Raw genomic sequence first — 14,253 nt, 5'->3', positions numbered from 1 at the left:
CCATGACCCGCTATCTGCTCCGCCGGCTCCCGTCGGCGCTGGCCGTGCTGCTCGCGGCCTCGATCGTGATCTTCGCCATCCTCCGGCTGGTACCCGGCGACCCGGCCAGCACGCTGGCCGGACCCGATGCACCGCCGGCGACGATCGCGGCGATCCGGCACGAGCTCGGCCTCGACCAGCCGCTCCTGGTGCAGTACCTGACCTGGCTCGGCCGTGTGCTCACCGGCGACCTCGGCCGGTCGTACATGATCGGCGGGCAGATCGCGGACCTGGTCCGGACCGGGCTGGTCAACACGCTGGTGCTCGCCGGTGCCGCGACCCTGCTCGCGGTGGGCGCGAGCATCCTCACCGCGCTGGTCTGGGTGCAGACCCGGCACCGTGCGGTGGACGCCGCCCTGACCGGACTGAACACGCTCGCGCTGGCCCTGCCGACCTTTGTCACCGGGGTGCTGCTGGTGGTCCTCTTCGGCATCGTCTTCCCCGTGCTGCCGACCGGCGGCACCCCGCCGGACGGCTTCATCGCCCGACCCGGCATCGCCGCGCAGTATCTCGTGCTGCCGGCCGTCTGCCTCGCCCTGCCGGCGTACGCCTCTCTCACCCGGTTCCTGACCGAGGCGCTGCGGACCGAGCTCGGTTCGCCGTACGTCGTCACGGCCCGTGCCGCCGGTGTCTGGCCCGGCCGGATCCTGCGTGCCCACGCCCTCCCCGCGGCCCTGCCGCCCTATCTGACCGCGCTGGGCATCCAGGCGGGTGCGCTGCTCGGTGGCGCGGTGCTGGTCGAGGCGGTCTTCAGCTGGCCCGGTCTCGGTCAGTTGGCGGCACATGCGATCGACAGCCGGGACTACCCGGTGGTGCAGGTGCTGTTGTTGCTGTCGGTGGCCGTGTTCGTGGCCATCCAGCTGATCACCGACATCGTGCATGCCTACCTCGACCCGCGGATCCGGATCGGAGGGCTGACGTGAGCGTGCTCGTTGCTCCGGGCCCGGACCTGGGTGAGGTCCGGCACTCACGCCGGGCTACCCGTTCCTGGCTTGCGGCGCTCGGTCATGGGCCGGGCCTGGCCGGCGTCATCCTGCTCGGCCTGGTGGTCGCCGTCGGGATCGCCGCACCGCTGCTGGCGCCGTACTCACCGACCGAACAGATCCCCGGCGCCAACCTGCTGCCACCGAGCTGGGCGCACCCCCTCGGCACCGACCAGGTGAACCGGGACGTGCTCTCGCGGACCGTGTACGGCACCCGGGCCGATCTGGTGATCGTCTTCGTGGCCGTCCCGATCGGCGCCGCGCTGGGCTCGCTGGCCGCACTCTCCGGCACCCTCTGGTCCGGGCTGGACGTCGGTCTGCAGCGGCTGTTCGACCTGGTGCTCGCCTTCCCGACGCTGATCTTCGCCATCGGGCTGACCGCGATCGCCGGTCCGGGCGCCACCACCGTGATCATCGTCATTGCGGTGGTGGAGACGCCGATCTTCGCACGGATGCTGCGCAGCTCGATCCTGAAGGTGCGCTCGCTGCCGTACGTCGACGCCGCCGAGACCGTTGGCGCCGGCCGGGTCCGAGTGCTGCGTCGGCACGTGCTGCCGAACGCGGCCGAGCCGCTCGGGGTCCAGTTCGCCATCTCGCTGTCGCTGGCGGTCTTCGTGGAGAGCGCGATGAGCTTCCTGGGCATCGGGATCCGGCCGCCGGCGCCGTCACTGGGCAGCCTGATCAGCGACGGGATCGACTACGCCGACGCCAACCTGGGACTCGTGCTCGGACCGCTCGCCGTCGTGGTGATCTTGGTGCTCGCTCTCCAGCTGCTGGCGCGCGCCCTCGGCCGGACCAGGCGGGTGGTCCGATGAGCGCGACGAACGGGTCCGGCACGCATGGCCGGCAGGCCGCGTACGCGGGCTTCGCCGGCACCGTCGGCCGGACGTTCTCGCAGTCGCGGCCGGCCTGGCCCGAGGAGCGCAGGGCCGGACCGGACAGCCCGAACATCGTCGTGATCTTGGTCGACGACCTGGGCTATGCCGACATCGGCCCGTTCGGCAGCGAGATCGAGACGCCGAACCTGGACCGGCTGGCGGCCGGCGGCGTGGTGGCGACCAACTACCACACCACGCCGCTGTGCTCGCCCTCCCGGGCGGCTTTGCTGACCGGGGTGAACCCGCACAAGGTGGGTTTCGCGTTCCCGGCGAACTCCGACCCGGGCTACCCCGCATACGCGTTCGAGCTCCCCGAGCACGTCCCGACCCTGGCCGAGTCGCTGCGTGCCACCGGCTACGCGACCTACATGGTCGGCAAGTGGCACCTGACCGGTGACCGCTCGCAGCACGACGCGGCCGACCGCTCGTCCTGGCCGCTCCAGCGCGGCTTCGACCGCTACTTCGGTTCCCTGGAAGGGTTCACCAGCCTGCATGCGCCACACCGGCTGGTCTGGGACAACTCGCCCTTCCAGGTCGAGGAGTTCGCCGACGACTTCTATCTCACCGACGAACTGACGACCCGGGCCGAGCAGATGATCAAGGGGCTGCGGGCGGCCGACGCGGACAAGCCCTTCCTGCTCTACTTCGCCCACCACGCCGTGCACGGCCCGATCCAGGCACGGCCGGACGACATCGCGCACTACGCCGATCGCTACCGCGCGGGCTGGGCCGAACTGCGCCGGCAGCGGTTCGAGCGCCAGCTCGAGCTCGGCATCGTCGCGCCGGGCACGACTCTGCCGGACTCCGATCCCGACGTGCCGTCCTGGGACGCGCTCGGGGTGGACGAGCAGGACCGCTTCGCCCGCTATATGGCGACGTACGCCGGGGCGGTGGGAGCCATCGACCGCAGCGTCGGCCGGCTGATCGACCTGCTGGCCGCCACCGGCGACCTGGACAACACGATCATCGTGTTCACCTCCGACAACGGCGGCACCGCCGAGGGTGGCGTCGACGGCACCCGTAGCTATTTCAGCCAGTTCGCGCACGTCGCCGGGCTGCCCGGCGACTGGGATCGCGACGTCGACCGCGATCTGGAGCTGATCGGCGGTCCGCAGACCACGGTGCACTACCCGCGTGGTTGGGGCGAGGTCTCCAACACCCCGTTCAGGCTTTTCAAGGGCGACACCTACGCCGGCGGCATCCGGGCACCGCTGGTCGTGCACTGGCCGGCGGGGCGGTTGGGCGTGAGTCGCGCCGGCCACCCGGAGGACCGGCTGCGCCATCATTACGTGCACGTGACCGACCTCACCCCGACCCTGCTCGAGCTGGCCGGCGTCGCACCGCTGGCGCAGCGGTTGGGACGGCCGGCGGAGCCGTTCGACGGGGTGAGCGCGGCCACCATCCTGCGCTCGCCGGACGCCCAGGTGGTCCATCAAGCGCAATACAGCGAGACCGCGGGCAACCGCTCCTACCAGACCGAGCAGTGGAAAATCGTCACCGCGCACCGATTCGGTGCACCCTTCGACGACACCGAGTGGCGGCTCTACGACCTGACGGCCGACCCGACCGAGACCACCGATCTCGCCGGCCGGCATCCCGCCGTCGTCGCGGAACTGGCCGCCGCCTGGGAACGGGTCGCCTGGACCAACCGGGTGTTCCCGCTGGACGATCATGGACCGGCGTCCGCACTGCGCCGGCCCACCGACGACCGGTTCGCCGAACCGGTCACCATCCTGCCCGGAACCCCCTCCCTGGAACGGTTTCGCTCCGCACAGCTGGTGCAGCACCGCGACGCGACGATCATCGTCGAGTTCGCCCTGCGTGCCGGCGACGGCGGGGTGCTGCTCGCCCACGGCGACCAGGGCGGCGGCTATCTGCTCGCCGTCGACACCGACGACCGGGGCGAGCCGGTGGCGACCGTCCTGGTGAACGCGTACGGCGTCGTTCATCGCAGCGCCCCGCTGCTGCTCGGACTCGGCGAGCAGCGCTTGGTCGTTCGGTTGCGAGCGCACCCGCGCTTCCGGCTCGACGTCGAGCTGAGCGACGGTCACTCCAGCGTCGTGCTGACCGGGCTGCCCCAGCTGCTGGGGATGGCGCCGTTCACCGGGATCAGCGTCGGTCGCGACGCCGGTGGCCCGGTCGACTGGGAACGATCGCGGCGGCACGGATCCCATCCCTTCTCCGGACAGCTGCACCTGGTCCGCTACGAGCCCGGCCCACTCACCCCCGATGCCCCCGCCGAACGCGCCCGAGTCTGGGCCGAAGGAGCGAAGATCTATGACTGAGCTGATCATTTCGGCGCCGCGGGCCGAGCGCGTCGATCCGCCCGGCCCCCGGCCCGTCCGGCCGGACGCCGTGCTGCGGATCGACGACCTGGTGGTCGATTTCGGCACCGGCCGGCCGGCGGTCGACCACGTGTCGTTCTCGGTGGAGCGGGGCGAGGTGCTCGCCCTGGTCGGCGAGTCCGGCTCCGGCAAGACCGTCACCGCCCAGGCGGTGCTCGGCCTGCTTCCCCGTTCGGCCCGGGTGACCGGGTCGGTCCGGCTGACCGACGACCCGTCGGCCCGGCCGGCGCACGAGCAGCCGAACCTGCTGGGCGCGACGGAGAGGCAGTGGCAGGGCGTGCGCGGCACGCTCGCCGCGATGGTGTTCCAGGAGCCGCAGACCGCGCTCAATCCCGTCAAGACCGTGGGCTGGCAGCTCACGGAGGCGCTGCGGGCACACCGCAGGCTGGGTAACGCGGCGGCGCGAGCCCGTGCGATCGAGCTGCTCGCGCTGGTCGGCATCCCCGATCCCGAGCAGCGGGCCAGGTCGTACCCGCACCAGCTGTCGGGCGGCCAGAAGCAACGGGTGGTGATCGCGCTAGCGCTGGCGAACGATCCGGTGCTGCTGATCGCCGATGAACCCACCACCGCCCTCGACGTCACCGTCCAGGCCGAGATCCTCGAGTTGCTGGACGGTCTGCGCCGGCGGCTCGGCACCGCGATCTTGCTGATCACCCACAACATGGGGGTGGTCGCGGACCTGGCCGACCGGGTGCTGGTGATGCGGCAGAGCCGGATGGTGGAGCGCGGCGAGGTCGTGTCGTTGTTCAGCGACCCGTTCACCGACTACACCCGCGAGCTGCTGGCGGCCGTGCCTCGGCTACCGGCCGGTGAGCCCGAGGCCACCGCCGCTGCGGGCCGCGACGCCACCCGCGCGACCCGCACCACCGCGCTGAGCTTCGACGAGGTCAGCATCGACTACCCGGGCCGGCTCGGCCGCCCGTCCGTGCGCGCCCTGCACGACGTCACGCTCGCCGTCCCGGCCGGGACGGTGCTGGGCGTTGTCGGCGAGTCCGGCTCGGGCAAGACGACACTGGCCCGGGCAGCGGTCGGAAACCTGCCCGCGGCGCTGGGCCGGATCGCCTTGGCCGGGACGGAGCTGGCCGGTCCGGAATCGGCAGGCGTCAGCGGCGCCGAGCTGCGGCGGCTCCGCGGCCGGCTGGGAGTGGTCCACCAGGACCCGGCATCCACCCTCGACCCGCTGCTGACGGTCGGCGAGAGCATCGCCGAGCCGCTGCTGGTGCACCGGGCGGCGTCGGGTGCGGAGCTGCGCGCCCGGGTCCGGCAGCTGCTGGACGAGGTCGCCCTGCCGGCCGAGTTCGACCGCCGGTTGCCGCACGAGCTGTCCGGCGGCCAGCGCCAGCGGGTCGCGCTGGCCCGCGCGCTCGCCCTTCGTCCGGAGCTGCTGATCGCCGACGAGCCGACATCGGCGCTGGACGTGTCGGTCCAGGCCCGCATCCTTGCCCTGTTCCGCGAGCTGCAGGCCCAGCACGGGTTCGCCTGCCTGTTCATCAGCCACGACCTGGCCGTGGTGCACGAGGTGAGCGACGAGGTCGTCGTGCTGCGGAACGGCCGGATGGTCGAGACCGGACCCACCCGCGACGTCCTGCTCCGGCCTCGGGAGACCTACACCCGTCAGTTGGTGCGCTCCCTACCGGTGCCGGACCCGGTCGAGCAGCGGGTACGTCGTGCGCGCTGACCCTGCCCGGCTGCCCCGGGCGGTCGCGGCCGAGTGGCCCGTCCCGGAACGGGTACCGCTGGACGCCTGGTCGTACCGCTCCGCGTTTCGGGGCCGCGCGGCGGGCGTAGGAGTGGTGACCGCCGACGACGGGCGCGACCCGGTCGTCAGGCAGGTTCCGGCCGGGGACCACCGGATCCTGATCGTCCTGCTCGACCGGTTCGAGCAGCGCCGGCCGTACGCTCCGCTGGTCTTCGCCGGCGGCCGCTACGGCACCGCGGCCCCGAGCGCTCCTTGATCGTTCTCCAGGGCGGCTCGCGCCTGGGTCAGCGGGATCTCGCTGAACACGGCAAGCATGGCCCGGTGGGCGGAGAGCCACAGTTCGCGCAGATACTCCGAGCAGCCTCCAGCGCGGCCGAGATCGGCGGCCTCGTGATCCGGCAGGACCAACGGCCCGTCCACCGCCACCACCACGTCGCCGAGCGTGATCTCCTCCGGCGGGCGGGCCAGCAACAGACCGCCCGCCGCGCCGCGACGGACCCGCAGCAGCCCGGCCCGGCGCAGCTCCCCGACCACGGACAACAAGTAGTGATAGGAGATGTCGAGCCGGTCGGCCAGCGCCGCGGTCGACGTCGGCTCGCCGCGCGCCTCGGCGACGGCGAGCATCGTCTGCAGCGCGTAGTCCAGCCGGGCGGTGACCTGCATCAGCCGGCGAGCTCGCTGACCAGGGTCTCCTCGACGGTCTCGGTCTCCACGCTGACCGCGATCTGTGAGGCCCCCTCGACCGGCTTCACCCAGACCGGGGCGCCCTCCTCGAGCCGCTTGGCGGTCGCCTCGGCCCGGGTCAGGGTGATCAGCACCGGGGGCGCCTCGGGCCGGTCGACCAGCGCGACCTCCAGCCGGACCTCGAAGCCGACCCGGCTGAAGCGCAGGATGTGCCCGGCGTAGGAGTCGGGGAACGGGACCGCGACCACCTCGATGTCGTGCGGCCGGACCAACCGGCCGTCGAGCAGCGTGACCGGGCCGAGAAAGCTCATCACGAACTCCGACGCGGGTGCGTCGTACAGCTCGTCGGGGCCGCCGACCTGTTCGATCCGGCCGTTGTTGATCACCACGATCTGGTCGGCGACCTCGAGCGCCTCCTCCTGGTCGTGGGTGACGAACACCGTCGTCACGTGCACCTCGTCGTGCAGCCGGCGCAGCCACGCCCGGAGCTCCTTGCGGACCTTGGCGTCCAGCGCGCCGAACGGCTCGTCCAGCAGCAGCACCTTCGGCTCGATGGCCAGCGCCCGGGCGAGTGCCATCCGCTGCCGCTGGCCCCCGGACAGTTGCGCCGGCAGGCGGTCGGCGAACTGGGACAGGTGCACCAGGGACAGCAGCTCGTCGACCTTGGCCGCGATCTCCTTCTTCGGACGTTTCCTGATCTTGAGCCCGAAGCCGACGTTGGCCGCTACGTCCATGTGCCGGAAGGCGGCGTAGTGCTGGAAGACGAAGCCGACGTTGCGCTTCTGCGCCGGGAGGTCGGTGGCGTCGGTGCCCTCGATCTCCACCGTGCCGGTGTCGGACAGCTCCAGGCCGGCGATGATCCGCAACAGGGTGGACTTCCCACCACCGCTCGGTCCGAGCAGCGCGGTCAGCTGCCCGGACGGGATGTCGAGGTCGATGTCGGACAGCGCGACGAAGTCGCCGAAGCGCTTGCCGACACCGGAGATCTTGATGCTCATCGGGAGTTCTCTCAGTTCTCGGTCGTCTTGGGTCGCAGGCTGGTCACGACCACCAGCGCCACGACGGCGATCAGGGCCAGGATGAAGGCCGCGGTGTAGGCGGTGATGGTGTTGTCGACACCGAACTGCTGGTAGCGCTCCTCGACCAGCAAGGTCGCGGTCTGGGTGCGCATCGCCACCCCGCCGGAGACGATCTTGACCGCGCCGAACTCGCCGAGCGAGCGGGCCAGGCTGAGCACGACGCCGTAGAGCAGGGCCCACTTGATCGCCGGCAGGGTGATCCGGGCGAACGACTGCAGTGCCGATGCGCCGAGGCTCCGCGCGGCCTGCTCCTGATCGGTGCCGATCTCGTTCAGCACCGGCACCAGCTCACGGATGACCAGCGGCAGGCTGACGAAGGCGGTGGCCATGATCATTCCCGGCGGCGCGTAGACGATCTGCAGGCCGGCCGACTCCAGTGCGCCGCCGAGCCAGCCGGTACGTCCGCTGTAGACCAGCAGCAACGCCAGCCCGACCACGATCGGGGACACCGACAGCGGGACGTCGATCATCGCCGACAGGGCGCGCCGGCCGGGGAAGGTGTACCGCGTCAGCAGCAGCGAGATGACCACGCCGAAGATCGTGTTGATCAGCACCGCCCAGAATGCCACCGACAAGGTGAGCTGGAACGCGAAGATCACATCGGGCTGGCGGAGCGCGTCGATCACCGGAGCGAGTCCGCGGGAGAAGGTCGCCTTGGCCACCAGGGCTACCGGCCAGATGACCAGGAAGAACAGGTAGCCGACCACGATCAGCCGGAGCACCCAGCGGAAGGCCGAGCGGCTGCGGACGGTGACCACCTTGCCGCGGGTGGGCGTGGCCGAGCCCATCGGCGGCGTCGGTGGCCGGACGATGACCTCAGCCACGGCGGGCCACCCTCCGGGAGATGATGTCGAGCAGCACGATCACGATCAGGGCCACCACCAGCAGGATGGAGGCCACCGCAGCGGCCTCGGTGAGCTTGTCGCCCTCGACGTAGGACAGGATCCGGACGGAGGCGACTTCGGTCGAGTAGGGCAGGTTGCCCGAGAGCAGGACCAGCGAGCCGTACTCGCTGATCCCGCGGGCGAAGCTGAGCGCGGCGCCGGAGGTGATGGCCGGCGCGAGCGCGGGCAGGATGATGGTCCGGAACGTGGTGAACCGGCTGGCCCCGAGGGAGGCCGCGGCCTCCTCGACCTCGGGCTCCAGCTCCAGCAGCACCGGCTGCACGGTGCGGACCACGAACGGCAGCGTCACGAACAGGAAGGCCAAGAAGACCGCGATCCGAGTGTTGGCCCAGTCGACCCCGAGCGGGCTGGACGGACCGTACAGGCTGAGCAGCACCAGACCGGCGACGATGGTCGGCAGCGCGAACGGGATGTCGATCACCACCTCGAGGAATTGCTTGCCCCAGAACCGGTCCCGGACCAGGACCCAGGCGATCGCGGTGCCCATCACGACGTTCACGCAGGTGACGAGCAGCGCCTGGCTGACGGTGAGCCGGAGCGCGGCCGCGGTCTGCGGGCTGGTCAGTGCGTCCCAGTAGGCCTGCCAGCCGCCCTCGGATGCCTGGATCAGGATCGCCAGCAGCGGGATCAACACCAGCACGCTGAACCAGATCATGGTGATGCCGAGGCCGAGTCCGGCCACCGGCGTCAGCGACGTGGTGCTGCGGCGCCGCCGCCGACCGGGGCGGGCCGGCGACGGCGCTTCGTCGGGGTGCTCGACGAGTGGCGCGAGAGCCGAGCTGGTCACTGCGACTTGCCGGTGGCGGCCTGGATCTGCGGCACGACCCCGGTCTTCTCGTCGAAGAACTTCTCGTTCACCGCGGTCCAACCGCCCAGATCGGCGATGGTGAACAGCTTGCTCGGCACCGGGAACGGGTTGCTGGGGTCGTTGGCGCCCTCGACCGTGCCGATCGGGGTGTCCGCGATCACCGGCCGGAAGCCCTTCTTCACGAACTCCTCCTGGCCCGCGGTGCTCAGGACGAAGTTCAGGTAGTCGGTCGCCTTGGGGTTGGCGTCCTTCAGCACCGCGCCAGGGTTCTCGATCTTGAGCGTCGCGTCCGGCACGATGTAGTCGAAGTCCTCACCGGACTGCCGGGCGAGGATGGCCTCGTTCTCGTACGAGATCAGCACGTTGCCCGAACCCTGCAGGAACGCGTTGGTCGCATCGCGGCCACTGCCGGGCAGGGCGACGACGTTGTCGAAGAACTTGGTCAGGTAGGCCTTCGCGTCCGCTTCGCTGCCACCGTTCGCGATCACCTGCTGGTAGGCCGCGAGGATGTTCCAGCGAGCCGAACCGGACGACGCCGGGTTCGGCGTGATGATCTTGACGCCCGGTTTGGTCAGGTCGGCCCAGTCCTTGATGCCCTGCGGATTGCCCTTCGGCACCACGATCACGACGACCGAGTCGGAGACGATCCCCTTGGTCGGACCGGAGTTCCAGCTGTCCGCGACCAGACCGGCCTTCACCAGCCGGGTGACGTCGCCCTCGAGCGAGAAGTTCACGTAGTCGGCCTTGAGCCCGTTGACGACGGCCCGGCTCTGGTCGCCCGAGGCACCGTAGGACTCCTGCCAGACCACACCCTTGCCCTGTGGCGTCTCGGCGAACTTCTTCTGGATCGCGTTGTTGGCCTCCTTCGGCACGGCGAAGCCGACCAGATGGAGGGTGGTCGTCCCGGAAGCCTCCGAGGCGGGCTGCGCGGCTCCCCCGACGCAGCCGGTGAGCGATGCGGCGAGGCCGGCGGCGAGAGCTCCGGCGGCGGAGGCAAGGACGCGGCGACGCGTGATGACAGCCATGATCAAACCCCGATCTGCGGCGGGACCTTCGTCCCGCTATTTCCTAGTAGGTCGCCAGGCAATATAGAACTAGTCGGAATGCTCCGAAAACATCATCTCGCCCACCGAGATCCCGCCGCCCCGCCACCCGGCCACCCGGCACACCGGGCCACCCGGCCACCTCGTTGCCCAGAAACTGTGCAGAAGCGGCAACGTTGAAACGATCCGGACCGCAAGAGCTGCACAGTTTCCGGGCCGATTTGACGAGCGAGTCAGATCTACATGAAAATCATTTTCGTGAAGTTCTCCTCGCGCGCTCTCGGGGGCGCCCTGATCGGCGCCGTACTTCTCCTTGCCTCGGCGTGCGCACCGGCGGGAACGGCGGCCGAAGAGCGGCAGCCGGGTCAGCTGTCGATCGTCGCCGCCTTCTATCCGTTCCAGTTCGTCGCCGAGCGCGTCGCGGGAGACCACGCCGTGGTCACCAGCCTGACCGCGCCGGGGGCGGAGCCGCACGATCTGGAGCTCACCCCGAAGCAGGTCGCGTCGATCAGCTCGGCGGACCTGGTCATCTACGAGAAGTCGTTCCAGGCCGCCGTCGACGAGGCGGTGGCCCAGAGCGGCAACCCGAACGTGCTGGACACGGCGACGGTCGTACCACTGTCGCCGCTGTCAGAGGCCGACGAGCACGACCACGAGCAGGCGGCCGAGGGCGAGGAGCACGAGCACTCCGGACTGGACCCGCACGTCTGGCTGGACCCGAACAACATGGTCACTATCACCAATGCGGTGCGGGACCGGCTGATCCAGATCGACCGTGCGCACGCGTCGGACTACAGCGGGAACGCGCGGGAGCTCGACGGCCAGCTGCTCTCGCTCGACAAGCAGTACCGCACCACGTTGCAGACCTGCCGGCTGCGCGAGTTCATCACTACCCATGCGGCGTTCGGCTATCTCGCCCGGCGCTACGGCCTGGAGCAGGTGGGCATCAACGGGCTGAGCCCGGACAGCGAGCCCTCCCCCGCGCGGATCGCCGAGGTGCAGCAGATCGCCCGCGAGCATCACGTCACCACGATCTTCTACGAGACCCTGGTCTCCCCCGCGGTGGCCCAATCGATCGCCGGCGACCTGGGCCTGAAGACCGACGTCCTCGATCCGATCGAGGGCATCACCGACAGCTCCCGCGGCGACGACTACCTTTCGGTCATGGCGTCCAACCTCACCGCCCTGACCACGGCCAACGGGTGCGGATGAGCACGAACGGGCCGGCGCTGGCCGCCGCTGACCTGAGCGTCGAGCTCGGCGGCCTGCCGGTGCTGCGCGGGGTCGGGATCACCGTCGCCCCTGGCGAGGCCGTCACCCTGCTGGGCGGCAACGGGTCCGGCAAGTCGACCCTGGTCCGCGCTCTGCTCGGACTCACCCCGCACCAGCGGGGCGAGGTCCGGCTGTTCGGCACGCCGCTGCGCCAGTTCCGCGCCTGGCGCCGGGTCGGGTACGTCCCCCAGCGCTCCACCGCCGCCCTCAGCAATGCGCTGGTGCGGGAGGTCGTCGCCGCCGGCCGGCTGGCCCATCGACGCCCGTTCGTGCCGCCTCGCCGGAGCGATCGGCACGCCGTCGCGGAGTCGCTGGAGGTCGTCGGCATGTCCGACCGCGCCGGGGACGAACTGCGCCGGCTGTCCGGCGGCCAGCAACAGCGGGTGCTGATCGCCCGGGCGCTGGCCACCCGGCCCGAGTTGCTGGTCTTGGACGAGCCCAACGCCGGCGTCGACCTGGAGCACCAGCACGTGCTGGCCGACGTACTGGGCCGGCTGCTCGCCCGGGACGTCGCGGTGCTCGTCGTGCTGCACGAGGTCGGGCCGCTCGGCGGGCTGATCGATCGGGCGGTGGTGCTGCGCGAGGGCCGGGTGGTGCACGACGGCCCGCTCGGGTCCCTCGGCCAGGGCCACCATCACCACGGCCACCATGCCGACCCGGCACCCGGTGCCCTGCTGGACCGATCGGGCCTGGACCGCTCCCTCCTGGGTGGTGAATCGTGATCGAGCTGCTCGGCTATCCGTTCATGCAGCGGGCGCTGTTGGCGGCGCTGCTGACCGGGCTGATCGCGCCGGCGATCGGGACGTACATCGTGCAGCGCCGGCTCAGCCTGCTCGGCGACGGCCTCGGTCACGTGGCGATCGCCGGCGTCGGACTCGCCCTGCTGACCGGGCAGGCCCCGCTGCCGATCGCCGTCGTCGTCTGCGTGGTCGGCGCGGTGATCGTCGAGGTGCTCCGCCAGCAGGGGAAGGCGACCGGCGACGTCGGGCTGGCCATCTTGTTCTACGGCGGGCTGGCGGCCGGGGTGCTGATGTCGGGGATCGCCGGAGCGGGCACCGGCGCCCTGTCGCAGTATCTGTTCGGATCGCTCACCACGGTGACCACCGGCGATCTCGGCCTGGTCGCGGTGCTGGCGGTCGTGGTGCTGGTGCTGACGATCGGGCTCGCCCCGCAGCTGTTCGCGGTGAGCACCGACGAGGAGTTCGCCCGCGCCCAGGGGCTGCGGGTCCGGGTCTACAACATCATGATCGTGGTGCTGGCCGCGGTGACGGTGACGCTGGCGATGCGGACCGTCGGGCTGCTGCTGGTCAGCGCGATGATGGTGGTGCCGGTGGCCGCGGCGCAGAACCTGGCCCGGGGGCTGTTCGCCTCCTTCTGGTGCTCGATGGCCATCGGCGTGGTGGTCGCGGTCGGCGGCGCGGCCGGTTCGTTCTATGCCGACACCGCTCCCGGCGCCTTGATCGTGGTGCTGGCGATCGTGGTGTTCATGATCAGCTGGCCGGTCTCGGTGTTGGCTCGGCGCCGGCGCAGGGCACCATCGGTCGAGCCGTGCGACGACGACGAGCCCGAGCTGGTCAGCCCGCACGTCGCCGTGGACGAGGGACACCCGCACGAGCACGGCCCGAACTGCGGGCACGCACGGGTGCGGCACGGCGATCACGACGACTTCATCCACGAGGGACACCGCCACGCGGTGCACGCCGACCACTATGACGAGCACTGATGATGACGAGCCCTCATCATGACGAGCACCGAGGACGAGGAAGGGGGCGGACCGTGATCGAAGGCACCGGCGCCGGGGCGCCCGCGCAGCGGCGGACCCGGCAGCGGGTCGCGGTCGAGGAGGTCGTGCAGGAACTGGCCGAGTTCCGCACCGCGCAGCAGATCCACGACGATCTGCGGCATCGCGGCGAGGCGGTCGGGCTCACCACGGTCTATCGCAACCTCCAGCTGATGGCCGACGCCGGTGAGCTGGACGCGATCCGGACCGCCGACGGGGAGACCGCCTACCGGCGCTGTTCCGGCGGGCACCATCACCATCTGGTCTGCCGCAACTGCGGACGTACGGTCGAGGTCACCGGGCCCGCCGTCGAGACCTGGGCCGCCGCGATCGCGGAGCGGCACGGCTTTCGCGAGGTCAGCCACGAGCTCGAGATCTTCGGCACCTGCAGCGACTGCTGAGGCAGCCGGCAGGGGCGTCCACCCTGTTGCGGCACGTACGTCGCCGCGCGCGTACGCCTCTCCGCCGGGCGCAACACCCCGCCACGGCTGGAAAATGGGGGCCGAATCGACCCGCGGCGCCCCGAAAAATCCCGCCACGGGTGGAATCTGGGCCGGACCACCGCGACAGTGCGCCGCCGCTGACAGCCAGGCTCAAACCCCGCCGCGGCGGGAAATGGGGGCCGGATCGACCCGCGGCGCCCCGAAAACCCCGCCACGGGCGGAACCTGGGCCGGACCACCACCACAGCGCGCCGCCCCTGACAGCCAAGCTCAAACCCCGCCGCGGCCGGAAAATG

14 protein-coding genes are annotated in these 14,253 nt (G+C 71.0%); 9 read left to right on the top strand and 5 right to left on the bottom strand.

Annotated elements, in window-relative coordinates; translation table 11 throughout:
* Positions 1 to 2 precede the first annotated feature (2 nt).
* From ABD747_RS08815 to ABD747_RS08795, 5 genes are read left to right on the top strand one after another with little or no spacing between them, the layout of a single operon-like run.
* Complete coding sequence (locus ABD747_RS08815) at positions 3 to 962, top strand: ABC transporter permease (RefSeq protein ID WP_344803480.1); 960 nt, start codon at positions 3 to 5, stop codon at positions 960 to 962.
* Positions 959 to 1,837, top strand: a complete 879-nt coding sequence (locus tag ABD747_RS08810) for an ABC transporter permease (protein ID WP_344803478.1) — start codon at positions 959 to 961, stop codon at positions 1,835 to 1,837. The genes ABD747_RS08815 and ABD747_RS08810 overlap by 4 nt, the downstream gene beginning before the upstream one ends.
* Positions 1,834 to 4,185 (top strand): sulfatase-like hydrolase/transferase, encoded by a 2,352-nt coding sequence (locus ABD747_RS08805; protein ID WP_344803476.1) that lies wholly within the window; start codon positions 1,834 to 1,836, stop codon positions 4,183 to 4,185. The genes ABD747_RS08810 and ABD747_RS08805 overlap by 4 nt, the downstream gene beginning before the upstream one ends.
* Positions 4,178 to 5,923 (top strand): ABC transporter ATP-binding protein, encoded by a 1,746-nt coding sequence (locus ABD747_RS08800; RefSeq protein WP_344803474.1) that lies wholly within the window; start codon positions 4,178 to 4,180, stop codon positions 5,921 to 5,923. The genes ABD747_RS08805 and ABD747_RS08800 overlap by 8 nt, the downstream gene beginning before the upstream one ends.
* Positions 5,913 to 6,200: a PNPOx family protein gene (locus ABD747_RS08795; RefSeq protein WP_344803472.1), complete on the top strand. Its 288-nt coding sequence runs from the start codon at positions 5,913 to 5,915 to the stop codon at positions 6,198 to 6,200. The genes ABD747_RS08800 and ABD747_RS08795 overlap by 11 nt, the downstream gene beginning before the upstream one ends.
* On the opposite strand, the gene ABD747_RS08790 is transcribed toward ABD747_RS08795, so the two are convergent.
* The 5 genes from ABD747_RS08790 to ABD747_RS08770 are packed head-to-tail and all read right to left on the bottom strand — an operon-like array spanning position 6,170 to position 10,445.
* Positions 6,170 to 6,607 (bottom strand): RrF2 family transcriptional regulator, encoded by a 438-nt coding sequence (locus tag ABD747_RS08790; protein ID WP_344803470.1) that lies wholly within the window; start codon positions 6,605 to 6,607, stop codon positions 6,170 to 6,172. The genes ABD747_RS08795 and ABD747_RS08790 overlap by 31 nt on opposite strands.
* Complete coding sequence (locus tag ABD747_RS08785) at positions 6,607 to 7,626, bottom strand: sulfate/molybdate ABC transporter ATP-binding protein (protein ID WP_344803468.1); 1,020 nt, start codon at positions 7,624 to 7,626, stop codon at positions 6,607 to 6,609. The genes ABD747_RS08790 and ABD747_RS08785 overlap by 1 nt, the downstream gene beginning before the upstream one ends.
* 11 nt (positions 7,627 to 7,637) lie before the next feature.
* The gene (locus ABD747_RS08780) at positions 7,638 to 8,531 is read right to left on the bottom strand and encodes a sulfate ABC transporter permease (RefSeq protein ID WP_344803466.1); all 894 of its coding nucleotides are present in this window, start codon (positions 8,529 to 8,531) and stop codon (positions 7,638 to 7,640) included.
* Entirely contained in the window at positions 8,524 to 9,399 is an 876-nt protein-coding gene (gene cysT / locus ABD747_RS08775) for a sulfate ABC transporter permease subunit CysT (RefSeq protein WP_344803464.1), read from the bottom strand. The genes ABD747_RS08780 and cysT overlap by 8 nt, the downstream gene beginning before the upstream one ends.
* Entirely contained in the window at positions 9,396 to 10,445 is a 1,050-nt protein-coding gene (locus tag ABD747_RS08770; RefSeq protein ID WP_344803462.1) for a sulfate ABC transporter substrate-binding protein, read from the bottom strand. The genes cysT and ABD747_RS08770 overlap by 4 nt, the downstream gene beginning before the upstream one ends.
* Positions 10,446 to 10,721: 276 nt before the next feature.
* Here ABD747_RS08770 and ABD747_RS08765 point away from each other — a divergent pair, with 276 nt between their 5' ends.
* The 4 genes from ABD747_RS08765 to ABD747_RS08750 are packed head-to-tail and all read left to right on the top strand — an operon-like array spanning position 10,722 to position 13,916.
* Positions 10,722 to 11,675: a metal ABC transporter substrate-binding protein gene (locus ABD747_RS08765; RefSeq protein WP_344803460.1), complete on the top strand. Its 954-nt coding sequence runs from the start codon at positions 10,722 to 10,724 to the stop codon at positions 11,673 to 11,675.
* Positions 11,672 to 12,457, top strand: a complete 786-nt coding sequence (locus ABD747_RS08760; RefSeq protein ID WP_344803458.1) for a metal ABC transporter ATP-binding protein — start codon at positions 11,672 to 11,674, stop codon at positions 12,455 to 12,457. The genes ABD747_RS08765 and ABD747_RS08760 overlap by 4 nt, the downstream gene beginning before the upstream one ends.
* Complete coding sequence (locus ABD747_RS08755; RefSeq protein ID WP_344803594.1) at positions 12,457 to 13,458, top strand: metal ABC transporter permease; 1,002 nt, start codon at positions 12,457 to 12,459, stop codon at positions 13,456 to 13,458. Before ABD747_RS08760 ends, ABD747_RS08755 begins: the two co-directional genes overlap by 1 nt.
* A gap of 53 nt (positions 13,459 to 13,511) precedes the next feature.
* Positions 13,512 to 13,916, top strand: a complete 405-nt coding sequence (locus ABD747_RS08750) for a Fur family transcriptional regulator (protein ID WP_344803456.1) — start codon at positions 13,512 to 13,514, stop codon at positions 13,914 to 13,916.
* The last annotated feature ends 337 nt before the right edge of the window (positions 13,917 to 14,253 follow it).

The organism is Microlunatus ginsengisoli (assembly GCF_039537205.1).
Classification (GTDB): Bacteria; Actinomycetota; Actinomycetes; order Propionibacteriales; family Propionibacteriaceae; genus Microlunatus; species Microlunatus ginsengisoli.
Note: the sequence above shows the minus strand (reverse complement) of the source record. Positions and strands in the feature narration are given on the sequence as shown.

Excerpts from the sequence above, each read along its gene's own strand:
- ABD747_RS08815 (WP_344803480.1), top strand. The coding sequence starts at position 3 with ATGACCCGCTATCTGCTCCGCCGGCTCCCGTCGGCGCTGGCCGTGCTG.
- ABD747_RS08805 (WP_344803476.1), top strand. The coding sequence starts at position 1,834 with ATGAGCGCGACGAACGGGTCCGGCACGCATGGCCGGCAGGCCGCGTAC.
- ABD747_RS08800 (WP_344803474.1), top strand. The coding sequence starts at position 4,178 with ATGACTGAGCTGATCATTTCGGCGCCGCGGGCCGAGCGCGTCGATCCG.
- ABD747_RS08790 (WP_344803470.1), bottom strand. The coding sequence starts at position 6,607 with ATGCAGGTCACCGCCCGGCTGGACTACGCGCTGCAGACGATGCTCGCC.
- ABD747_RS08785 (WP_344803468.1), bottom strand. The coding sequence starts at position 7,626 with ATGAGCATCAAGATCTCCGGTGTCGGCAAGCGCTTCGGCGACTTCGTC.
- ABD747_RS08770 (WP_344803462.1), bottom strand. The coding sequence starts at position 10,445 with ATGGCTGTCATCACGCGTCGCCGCGTCCTTGCCTCCGCCGCCGGAGCT.
- ABD747_RS08760 (WP_344803458.1), top strand. The coding sequence starts at position 11,672 with ATGAGCACGAACGGGCCGGCGCTGGCCGCCGCTGACCTGAGCGTCGAG.